Genomic DNA, 15,731 nt, shown 5'->3' with positions numbered 1-15,731 from the left:
GAACCACGTCAGTTATAGTGCTTCACCTGTAGTGGTTGCAAGGGATTTCGCGGCCCGGTCCCGGAGAATGTCCCGACGACCGACGCGGAGGAGGCCCGTATGGCAAGGAACATCGAGCGCAGAGCCGCTCTCGTCGACGCCGCCGTGGCGGTGCTGGCGCGGGAGGGGGCCCGCGGGCTGACGTTCCGCGCGGTGGACGCCGGGGCCGCCGTCCCGGTGGGCACCGCGTCGAACTACTTCACCGACCGCGACGATCTGCTCAACCAGATCGACGCCCACCTCCACCAGCGCCTGGCCCCGGACCCGGCGGTCCTGGCCGATCTGCTGAAGGGCCCCCGGAACCGGGCCCTGGTCCTGGACTTCATGCGGGACCTGCTGAGCCGCGCGACCCGTGACCGCACGGGGTATCTCGCCCTTTTCGAGATGCGCCTGGAGGCCACCCGCCGCCCGTCCCTGCGCACCTCGTACACCGCGTCGGTGCGCGGCGACCTGGACCAGGCCATGGAGTTCCACCGGGACGCGGGGCTGCCTGGCGGCGACGAGACCGTGGTCGTCCTCTACCTCGCGGTGCTCGGGCTGCTCCTGGAACACCTGACCCTGCCCGGGGTGCTGGACGAGACCCTGCCGGGCGTCGCCGTACCGGACGCCCTGCTCGAAAGGATCGTGACGACGATCGTCCCGGAGGCCTAGGCCTCCGGGACGAGGTCCGGGTCCGGGTCTCCAGATCGCCGGGGGCGGGCCGAGCCGGGATCCAGTGCCGGGCTCGGCGACCGGGGAGGGCAGGGATCTAGAGCTGGGCCCGGCGACCGCGGCGCGGCGGGGCGGGGCGGGGCGGGGCGGGGCGGGATCCAGGGCTCGGCCCGGCGACTGTGCCGGGCAGGGATCTAGAGCTGGGCCCGGCGACCGGGGCGCGGCGGGCCGGGATCAAGGTCTGGGGCAGCCCGGCGACCGAGGCGGGCCAGGACCTACTGCTGGGCCCGGCGACCGGGGCGCGGGTCTCGCCACATCGGCCACATCCGCGGGCCGTCCGGCAGGTCGAGGGGGCGGCCCGTGAACACGAAGCCGAGCCGTTCGTACAGGGCGCGGCTGCGGTCGTTGCTCGCTTCCAGATACGCGGCCAGGCCCTCGCTGTCGCAGCGTTCGAGAACCGACCCGATGAGCGCGCTGCCGAGCCCCTCACCCTGGCGCTCCGGCGCCACCCCGATCATCCACAGGTACGCGTGGGCGCGCCCCACGGGGTGGACGTCCGCCGTCAGCCGGCCGATCAGCTCGACGCGTTCGTTGTCCGGGTCGACAGCCGCGCGAAGCTGCGCGGGGCCGTCCTCGTCCTCACCGTCGCCCTCCGTCGCGTCCCCGTGATCGCCGTCGGGGAGGGACAGCCACAGGGCGCACGCCGAACCGTCCTCGGCCAGGTCCACCCGCCCCTCGGCGAGGACCACGTCGGTGAACGCCGCCATCAGCTTGGGGTGCGTCACACGGCGGTGCGCCGGGTCCGGGAAGACCCAGTGGCTCACCGGATCGTCGTGGAACGCCTTGTCCAGCAGCCGGACGACCAGCTCCCGGTCCGCCTCGCCCGCCACCCGTATCGCCACACCCATGACCTTCCCCGCCCTTCGCCCCAACCGGCCTTGACCGTACGGCGGTTGAGCCTAATCTCCCCGGAGCCGGCGGACCGACCCGGGTGCCCGGGGGTGGGGGCGGCCCGATGTCCGGTGCCCGGTCTCCCGGGCACGCGCGCCCGGGAGACCGGGCGCGCGGGGCCCACGGGGTGTGCGGCGCGGCGCGCGGACTCCGGCGGCCGCTCGGTCCGGCACGCGCGAAGGCGCGGGCCCCGCACACCGTGGGGATGTGCGGGGCCCGCTCTCCGGAGCCCGGCACCGTACGGATGTCAGGTGCCGTACGGTGCCCGGGCTCCGGGTCTTCGACCGGCCGGGCCGGTCAGCTGCTGCGCCGGGTGACGAACTCGGCGAGGGCGAGGAGGCCTCCCGCCGCCTCGGGGTCGGGGACCGCCCGGGACAGTTCGTGCATCGCCCGGGCCATCCGGTCGGCCGCCTGGACCTGCGCCCAGTCGCGCCCGCCCGCCCGCTCGACGGCGAGCGCCGTGCGCTCCATATCTCCTTCCCGGTAAGGCGCCGCGTACAACTCGGCCAGCTCCGCGGCCGCCGGGCTGCCCGAGGTGAGTGCTGCGACCACGGGCAGCGACTTCTTGCGGGCGGCGAGGTCCGCCCCGGCCGGTTTGCCGGTGCGGCTCGGGTCCCCCCAGATCCCGATCACGTCGTCGATCAGCTGGAAGGCGAGCCCGGCCTCCCGGCCGAACGCGTCGAGCGCCTCGACGTCCTCGGCGTCCGCCCCCGCGTACAACCCCCCGATGGCACAGGCGCTGCCGAGCAGGGCGCCCGTCTTCGCCTCGGCCATGGCCAGGCACGCGTCGAGGGTGACCTCGCCGGGGCCGAGCCGCTCCATGGCCGTGTCCGTGTGCTGTCCCGCGCACAGTTCGACGACGCAGCCCGCGAGCCGCGCGGCGGCAGCCGATGACGCGGGGTGCGGGTCCTCTGCGAGCAGCCGCTGGGCCAGCGCCTGCAGGGCGTCCCCGGCGAGGATCGCGTCGGCGTCGCCGAACACGGTCCACGCGGTGGGGCGGTGTCTGCGGGTGGTGTCCCGGTCCATCACGTCGTCGTGCAGCAAGGTGAAGTTGTGGATCAGCTCCACCGCGGCGGCCGCGCGTACGGCCGTCGCGTGCTGTCCGCCGAGCGCCTGGACCGCGGTCAGCACGAGCGCGGGCCGGATGGCCTTGCCGGCGTTCCCCGCCGCCGGAGTGCCGTCCGCCTGCTCCCAGCCGAAGTGGTACAGCGCGATCCTGCGCATCGAGCCCGGCAGCGAGTCGATCGCGCCGCGCAGTTCGGGGTCGACGGACGCCCGGGCGCGCTCCAGGATGCCCGCCGCCTCCTGCACGTCGAGCGGGTTCGGCGCACCCTGCCTTCCCATGGGTCTCCCGCCGGCGCTTCGCCTGTCCGGAGGCCCTGCCGGGCGCCGCCCGTTCGGAATTCCGGCCGGACCCTGCTGCGTCTTCGTCGTCATGCGGTCACCTGCGCGATCGCACCGGACGGTCCGCCGACGGTCGCCTCGCAACGGCCGCCGGGCGCGCACCCCCGTCGTGTTCCCGCCCCGAGGGAGGGGAACACGACGGGCTCCGCTTCGCGGAACGTCACCGCCAGCGGCCGATCTCGACGTTCTCCAGGATGCCGAGGGCGTCCGGCACGAGCACCGCGGCCGAGTAGTACGCCGTCACCAGGTAGGAGATGATCGCCTGTTCGTTGATGCCCATGAAGCGCACCGACAGGCTCGGCTCGATCTCGTCCGGGAGGCCCGCCTGCTGGAGCCCGACCACTCCCTGCTCGGCCTCGCCGGTACGCATGGCGATGATCGAGGTCGTACGGGCGTCGCTGACCGGGATCTTGTTGCACGGGAAGATCGGCACCCCGCGCCAGGTCGGAATGCGGTTGCCGCCCATCTCGATGGTCTCGGGGACGAGTCCGCGCTTGTTCAGTTCACGGCCGAACGCGGAGATCGCGCGGGGGTGGGCGAGGAGCAGCTTGGTGCCGCGGCGGCGGCTGAGCAGTTCGTCCATGTCGTCGGGGCTCGGTACGCCGTCGTGCGGCTGGAGCCGCTGGTCGTACTCGCAGTTGTTGAGCATGCCGAACTCGCGGTTGTTGATGAGCTCGTGCTCCTGGCGCTCCTTCAACGCCTCCACGGTGAGCCGCAGCTGCTGCTCGGTCTGGTTCATCGGCTGGTTGTAGAGGTCGGCCACACGCGTGTGCAGGCGCAGGACCGTCTGGGCGATGCTCAGTTCGTACTCGCGCGGGGTGGCCTCGTAGTCCACGAACGTGCCCGGGATATCCGATTCACCGGTGTGGCCGGCCGCGAGGTCGATCTCCTTCTCGCCGTACTTGTTGGTGCGCTGCGAGGGAATCGCGCGCAGTTCCTGGAGGTGCTCCCGCAGTGACTCGGAGCGCTCCGCCACCTGTTCGAGGTCCTGGCGGGGCAGCGCGAGCACGGTGACCGCCGTCACCGCGCGGGCCGTGTACTCCCAGATGGCCTCCGGGTCGATGAGCGCCTGCTCGCCGAAGTACGCGCCGTCGGCGAGGACACCGAGCACCGCGTCGTCCCCGTAGGGGCCGGTGCCGATCTTCTCGACCTTTCCGTGCGCCAGCAGGAACACCTCGTCGGCCTGGCTGCCGAACGAGGCCAGCACATCCCCCGGGACGAACTCCCGCTGCTGGCACCGCTGGGCGAGCTCGCCCAGCACTTCCAGATCCTCGTACGACCGCAGTACGGACAGTTCTCCTAGCTCCGCGGGGATCACCTGGACACGGTCGCCGGTCTTGACGAACGTGACGCGACCGTCGCCCACGGAGTAACTGAGCCGCCGGTTCACGCGGTACGTGCCACCTTGCACGTTCACCCACGGAAGCATGCGCAGCAGCCACCGTGAGCTGATCTCCTGCATCTGTGGCGCGGACTTGGTGGTGGTGGCCAGGTTCCGCGCGGCTGATGTGCCGAGACTCTGCTGCGGACGGTTCTGCTCCGCGCGGACCTCTTCGCCTACCGACATGAAAATTGCCCTCCCGGTCGTGCACTGATCTTGCAGAGCAAGCCTTCCATCACGGAGTGTGCTGGTGCTATTACACGAATGAGGGGGAATGGATCACCCCGGACCTGGGCAGAGAGGGCGATTCTGTCCAGCGATCGCCTCCCGCCGGCCGGGAAACTCCGGGACCGGGCCTCTTCGGACGCCCGCGAACCGTGCCGCCGCCGCGGAGATGCTTTCCTCCGGTCCTGACCGGTTCCTCCGCGACTGACCGGATCGGCTCGCACGCCGTGCGAACGAGTGGGTCCGGCGGCCCGGCCGGCGATACAAGCTGCGATACGAGACGGCCGCGCAAGGTGGCCGGCGCGCAGCGCGAAGGAGGCGGCCATGGCCTCGCCCATGTCCGCGGGCAGCTTCCTCGACCGGATCAGGGAGGAAGGCGTCCATGTCGTCGAGGTCGGCGACTGGAAGCATCACAACCGCAATCACAAGGGCCCGTGGGGGCCGGTGCACGGCGTGATGATCCACCACACGGTGACCTCTGGCACCGAGCGAACGGTCGGGATCTGCCGCGAGGGCCACGGGGACCTGCCGGGGCCGCTGTGCCACGGTGTCATCACCAAGGACGGTGCCCTCCACCTGGTCGGCTACGGCCGGGCCAACCACGCGGGCCTCGGCGACGACGACGTGCTGCGCGCGGTGATCGCCGAGAAGGCGCTCCCGCACGACAACGAGGCGAACACCGACGGCAACCGCCACTTCTACGGCTTCGAGTGCGAGAACCTCGGCGACGGCAAGGACCCGTGGCCCGAGGCGCAGCTCGACGCCATCGCCAAGGTCTCCGCCGCGATCTGCCGGCACTACGGCTGGACGGAACGCTCGGTCATCGGCCACCTGGAATGGCAGCCCGGGAAGGTGGACCCGCGCGGATTCACGATGAGCTTCCTGCGGGGGCGCGTCCGCGAGCTGCTGAAGTGAGCGAACGCCCGGGGGCTCCTACGGGCTGAACCCCGGACCGCTCTCGGCAGCCGGCTTCCGGGAGCGGCCGACACCGCGGGTCACCCCGGTGTCCGGCCCTCCCCGGACAGGTGTCCGACAATGAGAGCGTGACCAGCCCCGACGCCCCGGATCCCGCCGCCGCCCACGGCGCGCCGGGCATGCCCCGAGCGCTCGGCCCGGCCGGACCCCGGCCGCGGCTTCCGTCGCCGGTCCGGGAGGCCGTGGACGCGCGCTTCGCGCGCCACGGCGTCCGTCTGCTGCTGAAGCGGGACGATCTGATCCACCCGGAGCTGATCGGCAACAAGTGGCGCAAGCTGACGCCGAACCTCGAAGCGGCGGCGGGCCGCACCCTGGTCACCTTCGGCGGGGCGTACTCGAACCATCTGCGCGCCACCGCCGCGGCCGGCCGCCTGCTGGGCCTGCCCACCCTCGGCGTGGTCCGCGGCCAGGAGCTGGCGGACCGCCCCCTCAACCTCTCGCTCGCCCGCTGCGCCGCCGACGGCATGCGTCTGCACTTCGTCGACAGGTCGACCTATCGCCACAAGACGGAGCCGCGGACGCTGGCCGGGATCCTGGGCTCGACGGACACCGAGGACGCGTACGTGGTGCCCGAGGGCGGCAGCAACGCCCTCGCCGTACGCGGCTGCCGGGCGCTCGGCGAGGAACTGCGCGACCACGGCGACATCGACGTGGCCGCCGTCGCCTGCGGTACCGGCGGCACCCTCGCGGGCCTGGCCGCGGGCCTCGCACTCGGCCGGCGCGCCCTCGGTGTCGCGGTCGTCGGAGGCGGGTTCCTCGACGCCGACACGAGGGCCCTGCAGACGGCCGCCTTCGGCGCCCGGCGCGGAACCTGGTCCCTCGACCACCGATTCCACTTCGGCGGCTACGCCCGCACCACTCCCGAACTCGACGCCTTCGCCGAGGACTTCGAGCAGCGCCACGGGCTGCCGGTCGAACGTCTCTATGTCGCCAAGATGCTGTACGGACTTGTCGCCCTCGCCGAGGAGGGCGCGTTCCCGCGGGGCACGACGGTGGCGGCGGTGATCACCGGAGCGCCGTTCCCCGCCGCGGGAGCCGCGCCTCAGGCCGCCTCCCGGTAGGCCGCCGCCTCCTCCAGGTCCAGTCGGCGCAGCAGCGTGCGCAGCATCTCGTCGTCGATGTAGCGGTAGTCGCGCAGCTTGACGAAGACCTCGCGCTCGGCGCCGATCATCTCGCGGGAGAGGCGGCGGTAGGTGTCGTCGGCGGTCTCGCCGGTGACCGGGTTGACCGCGCCGAGGCGCTCCCAGACGGCGTTGCGGCGCCGCTCCAGGACGGTGCGCAGGCGTTCGGCGAGCGGCGGGGGCAGCGCGTTGCGCTCGTCGGCGAGGAGTTCGTCGAGGCGCTGCTCGGCGGCGCGGGAGGCCTGTGCCTGGGCGTTGGCCTCGGCGAGCGTCTCGGCCTGGGTGTCGCGGCCCGGAAGTTTCAGCAGCCGGATCAGCGGGGGCAGCGTCAGGCCCTGCACGACCAGGGTGCCGATGACGGTGGTGAAGGTCAGGAAGAGGATCAGGTTGCGGTCGGGGAAGTCGTCGCCGCCGTGCACGGTGAGCGGGATGGAGAAGGCGATGGCGAGTGAGACGACGCCGCGCATGCCGGCCCAGCCGATGACGAACGGCGCCTTCCAGGTGGGGTTGTCCTCGCGTTCGCGGATGCGCGCCGAGAAGATGCGGGGCAGGAAGGTGGCGGGGTAGACCCACACGAAGCGCGCCGCGACGACGACGAGGAAGAGGGCGATCGCGTACCAGGCGGCGGTCGTGCCCTCGTACGCCCCGAGGCCCTTCAGGACGACGGGCAGCTGCAAACCGATCAGCGCGAACACCGCGGACTCCAGGATGAACGCGACCATCTTCCAGACCGCCTCCTCCTGGAGCCGGGTCGCGAAGTCCACCTCCCAGGAGCGGTGTCCGAGGTAGAGCGCGACGACGACGACCGCGAGCACCCCGGAGGCGTTGAACTGCTCGGCGACGCCGTAGGCGACGAAGGGGATCAGCAGGGAGAGGGTGTTCTGCAGGAGCGCTTCGTTCATGTGGGTGCGCAGCCAGTGGATGGGGATCATCAGGACGAGTCCGACGAACACCCCGCCGACCGCCGCGAGCAGGAACTCGCGGACGCCGCCCGCCCAGGTCGCGCCCTCGCCGACCGCCGCGGCGAGCGCCACCTTGTAGGCGGTGATCGCGGTCGCGTCGTTCACCAGGGACTCGCCCTGCAGGATGGTGGTGATCCGAGAGGGCAGCCCCACCCGGCGCGCCACCGCCGTCGCGGCCACCGCGTCCGGCGGCGCGACGACCGCGCCGAGCACCAGGGCCGCGGTCAGCGGCAGGCTCGGCACGAGCAGATAGGCGACCCAGCCGACCACGAGGGTCGCGAAGAGGACGTAGCCCACGGACAGGAGCGCGACCGGCCTCAGCTGGGCCCTCAGGTCGAGGTAGGAGCTGTCGGTGGCCGCCGTGTACAGCAGCGGGGGCAGCAGCAGCGGGAGGACGACTTCGGGGTCGAGTTCGTACGGGGGCACCCCGGGGATGTACGAGACGATCAGGCCCACGGTGACGAGCAGCAGGGGCGCCGGAACCGGAGTACGGCGGGCGACGCCGGCGACCGCCGCGCTCCCCGCGACCAGCAACAACAGTGGCAACACGTGCATCGTCTTCGCCCGCCCTCATTTTCGCGCGGCATTCCGCACGCCCGACGTAACCTGGCAATCATGAAACAGTGCACGCACGCCGACGCGCTGCCGCAGCCCGAACCCGAGCCCCGGAGCGAGACCTGCCAGGAGTGCGTGGCGGCCGGCACCCACCCGGTGCAGCTCCGGCTGTGCCTGGAGTGCGGGCATCTCGCCTGTTGCGACTCCTCACCGCTGCGGCACGCGACCGGGCACCACAAGGACACCGGGCATCCGATCATGCGCACGTTCGAGCCGGGGGAGAACTGGCGTTGGTGTTTCGTGGACCACGTACTCGTCTGAGCCGTGGATCACGTGCGCGTGTGACTCAGGATCCGGACGGTTCGACCGTCTGACGTCTGGGTACGTCAACCCGGCGCGCGCTCTTCCTATTTGGGGCCGCAGACCCCTAGCCACTGTCCGTACTCATAGGCTTACTATGAGTGACAGCAAGGGGCGGGGTCCCCAGGACAGGAAAGTCGGGAGCGCGGTAGCGTCACCGCTGAACGACGTAGCGCGTTACCCCGGGGGGCGACCCTCGGCCCCCGAAAGAGCTCGAATGAGCTTGTACCACCATGGAGGTGAGGGTGTCCCAGATCGCAGGCGAGCCCGCGACGAAGGACTTCGTGGAAGTCCGGCTGCCGGCCGCGGGTGCCTACCTGTCGGTACTGCGCACGGCCACGGCCGGGCTGGCAGCCCGTTTGGACTTCACCCTCGACGAGATCGAGGACCTGCGCATCGCGGTGGACGAGGCCTGCGCGATCCTGCTGCAGCAGGCCGTCCCCGGTTCGGTGCTCAGTTGTGTCTTCCGGCTCATCGACGACTCACTGGAGGTCACGGTCTCGGCGCCGACCACGGACGGTCACGCTCCGTCACGTGACACTTTCGCGTGGACCGTCCTGTCCGCCCTCGCGGGCAAGGTCGACTCCACCGTCGCCGAGGACAAGACCGTTTCGATCAGCCTCTACAAACAGCGCGGCGCGGGACCCGGGCCGGCGTGAGGAACGGGGACGGGCCGGTGCGTGACGAAGAGCGCGGCACACGGGAGCCTCCCGCGGAGCGCGCCGACGGCCCGGGCGGGCCGCGGCACACGGCGGACGGCGTCGACGGCATCCCCGAACAGGCCCGGCCGCATCCGGAGAACGGCGTCTCCTCGGCAGCCGCAGCGCAGCTGGGGGTCTCCTCCCCCGTCCGGGGAGGTCCCCCCGGTTCGAGCGCAGCCGAGGACATGGGGGAAGAGCCGCGAGCTCGGGGAATGGTGACGGGCGGGACTATGAGCGAGCACGAGCGAAACGCGGAGCAGAACGTGCAGGGCGCGCAGCACGGGCCGAGCGCCCAGCCGATCCAGCACGGGCCGAGCGCCCAGCACATCCAGCACGATCCCCACGACCGCAGCGGGGCCCGGGCGATGTTCATCGAGCTGCGCAAGCTGCAGGACGGCAGCGCCGAGTACGCGGAGCTGCGCAATCAGCTGGTCCGCATGCATCTGCCGCTCGTCGAGCACCTCGCGCGCCGCTTCCGCAACCGCGGTGAGCCGCTGGACGACCTCACCCAGGTCGCGACGATCGGGCTGATCAAGTCGGTCGACCGGTTCGACCCGGAGCGCGGCGTCGAGTTCTCGACGTACGCGACCCCGACGGTGGTCGGCGAGATCAAGCGGCACTTCCGCGACAAGGGCTGGGCGGTGCGCGTCCCGCGTCGCCTCCAGGAGCTGCGGCTGGCTCTGACCACGGCGACCGCGGAGCTCTCCCAGCTGCACGGCCGCTCACCGACGGTTCACGAGCTGGCCGAGAAGCTGGCCATCTCGGAGGAGGAGGTCCTGGAGGGCCTGGAGTCCGCCAACGCGTACTCCACGCTGTCCCTGGACGTCCCCGACACGGACGACGAGTCCCCGGCCGTCGCGGACACCCTGGGCGCCGAGGACGAGGCACTGGAGGGCGTCGAGTACCGGGAGTCGCTGAAGCCGCTCCTGGAGGACCTGCCTCCCCGGGAGAAGCGGATCCTGCTGCTTCGCTTCTTCGGCAACATGACGCAGTCGCAGATCGCGCAGGAGGTCGGCATCTCGCAGATGCACGTCTCGCGACTGCTCGCCCGCACTCTCGCCCAGCTGCGGGAGAAACTCCTCGTCGAGGAGTGAGACCCGCCTACTTCTCGTCCTGTACGTCGCCGCCGGGCCCTCGGATGCCGAGGGCCCGTGTCGTTGCCGGGTTCAGCAGCAGCACCAGGCTCGCCACCGCGACGGCCGCGAGGGCGATGCCGGCGGGGATCGCGACACTGTCGGCCTGGAGCAGGGTGTAGGCGACCGGCAGCGCCATGATCTGGGTGATGACGGCCGGGCCCCGGCTCCAGCTGCGGCGCAGCAGCAGTCCGCGCGCGGCGAGCAGCGGCAGCAGCGCGAGCACGATCAGCGTGACGCCGCCGGTGACGGCCTGCTGCCGGCTGTCGGGGTCGCCCGTGAGTCCGAGTACGAGGACGCAGACACCGCCCGCCACGAGGGCGGTCCCCTCCAGCGCGGCCAGCGCCGCCGCGGCGGTCAGCCGCCCGGGACGGGGTTCGGCGAGGGGGGCGTCGGGGGTGGGATTCTGCTCACGGCTCACTCCTGAAGAGTAGCCGTCACCCCCGGGCCGCCCGGTGCCCCGGGGGCCGCCTACGGCCCGGTCCCGGGGCTCGCGCCGGTCCGTCGCCGCGTCCCTGCTGACCCCGGAACCTCTTACTCGATCCCTACCTCGGTCTGGGCCGAGTACCACCCAGTAGGTACGCTGCTTCGCATGCGCGCACTTCTCGTGGTCAATCCGGCAGCAACCACCACAAGTGCGCGGACGCGTGACGTCTTGATCCACGCGCTGGCCAGTGAGATGAAGCTGGAGGCGGTCACCACCGAGTACCGCGGGCACGCCCGGGACCTCGGCAGGCAGGCCGCGGACAGCGACGACATAGACCTGGTCGTGGCCCTCGGCGGGGACGGCACGGTCAACGAGGTCGTGAACGGTCTTCTCCACCGGGGCCCCGACCCGGAAAACCTCCCCCGCCTCGCCGTGGTCCCCGGCGGTTCCACCAATGTCTTCGCCCGCGCCCTCGGCCTGCCGAACGACGCCGTGGAGGCGACCGGCGCCCTGCTGGACGCGCTGCGCGAGGAGCGCGAGCGCACGGTAGGCCTCGGCCTCGCCGCGGGGACTCCCGGCACGGAGGACGAGGCCGTACCCTCCCGCTGGTTCACCTTCTGCGCCGGTCTCGGCTTCGACGCGGGGGTGGTGGGGCGGGTCGAACAGCAGCGCGAACGCGGTCGGCGCTCCACCCATGCGCTGTATCTCCGCCAAGTGGTACGCCAGTTTTTGGACGAACCTCACCGCCGGCACGGAACGATCACGCTGGAGCGTCCCGGCGCGGACCCGGTCACCGATCTGGTCCTGTCGATCATCTGCAACACCGCGCCGTGGACGTTTCTCGGCAATCGTCCGGTGTACGCGGCGCCTAAGGCCTCGTTCGATACCGGACTCGACGTACTCGCCCTCAGCCGCATGTCGACGGCCTCGGTTGCCCGGTATGCCACCCAGTTGCTCACTTCGTCCCCCGAACGCGGCCCCCAGGGCAAGCACGCCGTCTCTCTGCATGACCTGACGGACTTCACCTTGCATTCGAAGGTGCCACTGCCCCTTCAGATGGACGGCGACCATCTCGGACTGCGTACTAGCGTGACGTTCACAGGCGTACGCCGTGCACTGCGTGTGATTGTGTGAGCGGAAGGGGCCAAACTCCTTTCACTCGAACGTTTAGACCAGGGTCCACCCCATGGAAGTACGGCTGTGACTCAGCCGACACCGAGGAATCAAAAAAAACTTTCTGGAAGGGGTTGTATCCGCCGCTGAGGTTTGCGAGTCTCTACGTGGCGCTCGGGACGGCCCGCAACATCGGCCCCACAGAGCACCGGAACCCCTCCTCAAATCACAGGACCACACCAGTCCGTCTGGTTGTCGGCCCTTCACTTGTTGAGGGATTCGTGAAAGCGTTCACATTCACAAGCAACGTGCATGTAATACCAAGGAGAGGTAGCAGCCATGGACTGGCGTCACAACGCCGTTTGCCGCGAGGAAGACCCCGAGCTCTTCTTCCCCATCGGCAACACCGGTCCTGCGCTGCTGCAGATCGAGGAAGCCAAGGCCGTCTGCCGCCGCTGCCCCGTCATGGAGCAGTGCCTGCAGTGGGCGCTCGAGTCCGGCCAGGACTCCGGCGTCTGGGGTGGCCTCAGCGAGGACGAGCGCCGCGCAATGAAGCGCCGTGCCGCCCGCAACCGAGCTCGTCAGGCCACCGCCTGACGTTCCACCCCGCACGAGCCTGAGCTTGGCGGCGCGTACAGCGAGTACGCAACTCCCGCCCCCGAGCCGCAGCGCGCAGTACCCCGATGCGCTTGATGCAACGAGCTTTCAGCCCCGGACCACCTGGTGGTCCGGGGCTCATTGCTGTTCGCGTCCGGCGCCCCTGGCGTCCGGCGTCGGTCACAGTGAGTGACGGGCATCCATGGGCATCGACTACCCCTGCCCGTCGGCCACTTGTGCGGGCATTTGTCCCCCCGCTACTTGGGTACGACCACCGGGATGTCCAGGAGCACCTGGGTGCCGCGCTCCGGAGCGGCCACCATGTCGAAGGTGCCGCCCAACTCGCCCTCCACCAGCGTCCGTACGATCTGCAGGCCGAGGTTGCCCGAGCGGTGCGGGTCGAAGCCCTCGGGCAGTCCGACCCCGTCGTCCTGGACGGTGACCAGCAGGCGGGCGTCCTTGGAGGTGCCGCCGCGCACCGCGGAGACCTCGACAGTGCCCCGGTCGCCCTCGCGGAAGCCGTGCTCCAGCGCGTTCTGGAGGATCTCGGTGAGGACCATGGAGAGAGGGGTCGCGACCTCGGCGTCCAGGATGCCGAAGCGTCCGGTGCGCCGGCCGGTGACCTTTCCGGGTGAGATCTCGGCGACCATGGCGAGCACCCGGTCGGCGATCTCGTCGAACTCCACCCGCTCGTCCAGGTTCTGGGAGAGCGTCTCGTGCACGATCGCGATCGAACCGACCCTGCGCACGGCTTCCTCCAGGGCTTCCCGGCCGCTGTCCGAGTCGATGCGGCGGGCCTGGAGACGCAGCAGGGCAGCCACCGTCTGGAGGTTGTTCTTCACCCGGTGGTGGATCTCCCGGATGGTGGCGTCCTTGGTGATCAACTCGCGCTCGCGGCGGCGCAGTTCGGTGACGTCACGGAGCAGGACGAGGGAACCGACGCGGGTTCCCTTGGGCTTGAGCGGGATCGCGCGCAGCTGGATCACGCCTTCGGCACTCTCGATCTCGAACTCGCGGGGCGCCCAGCCGCTGGCGACCTTGGACAGCGCCTCGTCCACCGGACCCCGGGACGGGGCGAGTTCGGCGGTCGTGGATCCGAGGTTGCAGCCCACCAGGTCGGCGGCCAGGCCCAGCCGGTGGTACGCGGAGAGCGCGTTCGGTGAGGCGTACTGGACGATGCCGTCCGCGTCGAGGCGGATCAGTCCGTCGCCGACCCGCGGCGAGGCGTCCATGTCGACCTGCTGGTCGGGGAACGGGAAGGAGCCGGCGGCGATCATCTGCGCGAGGTCGGAGGCGCTCTGCAGATACGTCAGTTCGAGGCGGCTCGGGGTGCGCACCGTGAGCAGGTTGGTGTTGCGGGCGATGACGCCGAGGACACGGCCCTCGCGGCGTACGGGAATGGACTCGACCCGGACCGGGACCTCCTCGCGCCACTCGGGGTCGCCCTCGCGCACGATCCGGCCCTCGTCGAGCGCCGCGTCCAGCAGGGGGCGGCGGCCGCGCGGGACGAGATGGCCGACCATGTCGTCCTGGTACGAGGTGGGCCCCGTGTTGGGGCGCATCTGCGCGACCGAGACATAGCGGGTGCCGTCGCGCGTGGGAACCCACAGCACGAGGTCGGCGAAGGAGAGGTCGGAGAGCAACTGCCACTCCGAGACCAGCAGATGCAGCCACTCGAGATCGGAATCACCGAGGGCGGTGTGCTGGCGTACGAGGTCGTTCATGGAGGGCACGTGTGCGAGCGTACCCGGAGGATCCGACAGGTCCCGAAATCAGCCACCCGCGTGGGGCCCCCAGGGGCGCCGCAGGGCCCCGGAAACACCCGCGGGCCGCGGCGCCTGGGAGGGACCCTCAACCCTCCCGGCACCGCAGCCCGGAGCAACATCGGCCGTGGGGTGTGCGGTCCCGGTCGGCCGAGGAGAGGAGCCGGAGCAGTCAGGGCAGAGAGCGCCGGTTCCTCGGTCCGCCTTCCTGTGCGGGGAAGACGGAGGCTTGTTCAGTTTCTCAAAGCATTGTGGACTAGACCATGGTCCCGCGTCCATGTGTCCGCAGCCCGTGCGCCCGCTGATGCTCTTTGTTGTCCGCTTATCCAACACCAGAAGCACCCATCAGACTATCCCGCTTCGGTTCCCGAACGGGGGGAGTTACCGGATGAGCACGTCCGGGGCGGTCCGGACGCGCGGGCCCCCTTCCCCGGGGTGCAATGGAAGCGCGCCCTGGCCCGGCGGGGCGACGGAAGGGTGACGCTCTGCTAGATTGGTCTATACCACATGCCCTTCGGGTTCCAGTTGAGTCCCCTGAGTCCCCTCTCCAGATCGGCAGGCCCAGCGTGGAAGTTGTCATCGTCCCGGACGCCAAGGCAGGCGGCGAGCTGATCGCCCAGGCCATGGCGGAACTGCTCAGGCGCAAGCCCGACGCCCTGCTCGGCGTGGCCACCGGCTCGACGCCGCTGCCCATCTACGAGGCGCTGGCGGCCCGAGTGGGTTCCGGTGCCGTGGACGCCTCACAGGCGCGCATCGCGCAGCTCGACGAGTACGTGGGGCTGCCGGCCGAGCACCCCGAGTCCTACCGCTCCGTGCTGCGCCGTGAGGTGCTCGAACCGCTGGGCCTCGGCATGGGCGCGTTCATGGGGCCCGACGGCACCGCGACGGACGTCCAGGCCGCGTGCGAGGCGTACGACAAGGCACTGACCGCCGCCGGCGGGGTCGACCTCCAGTTGCTGGGGATCGGGACGGACGGGCACATCGGCTTCAACGAGCCGTGCTCCTCGCTCGCCTCGCGGACCCGGATCAAGACGCTGACCGAGCAGACCCGGGTGGACAACGCCCGGTTCTTCGACGGCGACATCGAGCAGGTGCCGCACCACGTCATCACGCAGGGCATCGGCACGATCCTGGAGGCGCGGCACCTGGTGCTGCTCGCGACCGGCGAGGGCAAGGCGGACGCCGTGGCGGCGACGGTCGAGGGGCCGGTCGCGGCGGTCTGCCCGGCGTCGGCGTTGCAGTTGCACCCGCACGCGACCGTGGTCGTCGACGACGCCGCCGCGTCCAAGCTGAAGCTCGGGGACTACTTCCGCCACACGTTCGCCGCCAAGCCGGACTGGCAGGGCATCTAGAGCCCGCCGGTCGGTCGACGT

At 71.0% G+C, this 15,731-nt stretch carries 15 protein-coding genes; 9 read left to right on the top strand and 6 right to left on the bottom strand.

The window, feature by feature from the left end:
- The first annotated feature begins 99 nt into the window (after positions 1-99).
- On the top strand, positions 100-690 hold the full coding sequence (locus OG788_RS29835; RefSeq protein WP_406374444.1) for a TetR/AcrR family transcriptional regulator: 591 nt from the start codon (positions 100-102) through the stop codon (positions 688-690).
- Between the two features lie 275 nt (positions 691-965).
- On the opposite strand, the gene OG788_RS29830 is transcribed toward OG788_RS29835, so the two are convergent.
- The 3 genes from OG788_RS29830 to OG788_RS29820 form a co-directional block, all read right to left on the bottom strand.
- On the bottom strand, positions 966-1,598 hold the full coding sequence (locus OG788_RS29830; protein ID WP_406374443.1) for a GNAT family N-acetyltransferase: 633 nt from the start codon (positions 1,596-1,598) through the stop codon (positions 966-968).
- Between the two features lie 340 nt (positions 1,599-1,938).
- Positions 1,939-3,078: a family 2 encapsulin nanocompartment cargo protein polyprenyl transferase gene (locus OG788_RS29825; protein ID WP_406374442.1), complete on the bottom strand. Its 1,140-nt coding sequence runs from the start codon at positions 3,076-3,078 to the stop codon at positions 1,939-1,941.
- Positions 3,079-3,205: 127 nt separating this feature from the next.
- The gene (locus OG788_RS29820) at positions 3,206-4,612 is read right to left on the bottom strand and encodes a family 2B encapsulin nanocompartment shell protein (RefSeq protein ID WP_406374441.1); all 1,407 of its coding nucleotides are present in this window, start codon (positions 4,610-4,612) and stop codon (positions 3,206-3,208) included.
- 363 nt (positions 4,613-4,975) lie between these two features.
- Between OG788_RS29820 and OG788_RS29815 the strand changes: the two genes are divergently transcribed.
- Both OG788_RS29815 and OG788_RS29810 read left to right on the top strand, forming a co-directional pair.
- Entirely contained in the window at positions 4,976-5,566 is a 591-nt protein-coding gene (locus OG788_RS29815; protein WP_406374440.1) for an N-acetylmuramoyl-L-alanine amidase, read from the top strand.
- A gap of 179 nt (positions 5,567-5,745) precedes the next feature.
- On the top strand, positions 5,746-6,687 hold the full coding sequence (locus OG788_RS29810; RefSeq protein WP_406376884.1) for a 1-aminocyclopropane-1-carboxylate deaminase/D-cysteine desulfhydrase: 942 nt from the start codon (positions 5,746-5,748) through the stop codon (positions 6,685-6,687).
- On the opposite strand, the gene OG788_RS29805 is transcribed toward OG788_RS29810, so the two are convergent.
- Positions 6,669-8,264, bottom strand: a complete 1,596-nt coding sequence (locus tag OG788_RS29805) for a Na+/H+ antiporter (RefSeq protein ID WP_406374439.1) — start codon at positions 8,262-8,264, stop codon at positions 6,669-6,671. The genes OG788_RS29810 and OG788_RS29805 overlap by 19 nt on opposite strands.
- A 60-nt stretch (positions 8,265-8,324) precedes the next feature.
- Between OG788_RS29805 and OG788_RS29800 the strand changes: the two genes are divergently transcribed.
- The 3 genes from OG788_RS29800 to OG788_RS29790 all read left to right on the top strand — a co-directional run bounded on the left by OG788_RS29800 (position 8,325) and on the right by OG788_RS29790 (position 10,419).
- Entirely contained in the window at positions 8,325-8,585 is a 261-nt protein-coding gene (locus OG788_RS29800; RefSeq protein WP_351552846.1) for a UBP-type zinc finger domain-containing protein, read from the top strand.
- 284 nt (positions 8,586-8,869) lie between these two features.
- Positions 8,870-9,283: an anti-sigma regulatory factor gene (locus tag OG788_RS29795; RefSeq protein WP_054228129.1), complete on the top strand. Its 414-nt coding sequence runs from the start codon at positions 8,870-8,872 to the stop codon at positions 9,281-9,283.
- Positions 9,280-10,419, top strand: coding sequence for an RNA polymerase sigma factor SigF (locus tag OG788_RS29790; RefSeq protein ID WP_406374438.1), 1,140 nt, complete (start codon positions 9,280-9,282; stop codon positions 10,417-10,419). Before OG788_RS29795 ends, OG788_RS29790 begins: the two co-directional genes overlap by 4 nt.
- A gap of 7 nt (positions 10,420-10,426) precedes the next feature.
- Here OG788_RS29790 and OG788_RS29785 read toward each other — a convergent pair whose 3' ends face one another.
- Positions 10,427-10,879, bottom strand: coding sequence for a hypothetical protein (locus OG788_RS29785; RefSeq protein WP_406374437.1), 453 nt, complete (start codon positions 10,877-10,879; stop codon positions 10,427-10,429).
- A 171-nt stretch (positions 10,880-11,050) separates the two neighbouring features.
- On the opposite strand from OG788_RS29785, the gene OG788_RS29780 reads away from it, so the two are divergent.
- Positions 11,051-12,019 carry a diacylglycerol kinase family protein gene (locus OG788_RS29780; RefSeq protein ID WP_351552837.1) on the top strand — a complete coding sequence of 323 codons (969 nt, stop codon included), beginning with the start codon at positions 11,051-11,053 and terminating at the stop codon, positions 12,017-12,019.
- Positions 12,020-12,337: 318 nt separating this feature from the next.
- Positions 12,338-12,595: a WhiB family transcriptional regulator gene (locus tag OG788_RS29775; protein ID WP_006380970.1), complete on the top strand. Its 258-nt coding sequence runs from the start codon at positions 12,338-12,340 to the stop codon at positions 12,593-12,595.
- A gap of 257 nt (positions 12,596-12,852) precedes the next feature.
- Here OG788_RS29775 and OG788_RS29770 read toward each other — a convergent pair whose 3' ends face one another.
- A complete protein-coding gene (locus OG788_RS29770; protein WP_351552834.1) occupies positions 12,853-14,328 on the bottom strand; it encodes a PAS domain-containing sensor histidine kinase in 1,476 nt (491 codons plus the stop codon).
- 596 nt (positions 14,329-14,924) lie between these two features.
- Here OG788_RS29770 and nagB point away from each other — a divergent pair.
- Entirely contained in the window at positions 14,925-15,710 is a 786-nt protein-coding gene (gene nagB / locus OG788_RS29765; protein WP_406374436.1) for a glucosamine-6-phosphate deaminase, read from the top strand.
- Positions 15,711-15,731: the final 21 nt, after the last annotated feature.

The organism is Streptomyces sp. NBC_00647, assembly GCF_045207245.1.
In the GTDB taxonomy this organism is placed as follows: Bacteria; Actinomycetota; Actinomycetes; order Streptomycetales; family Streptomycetaceae; genus Streptomyces.
Note: the sequence above shows the minus strand (reverse complement) of the source record. Positions and strands in the feature narration are given on the sequence as shown.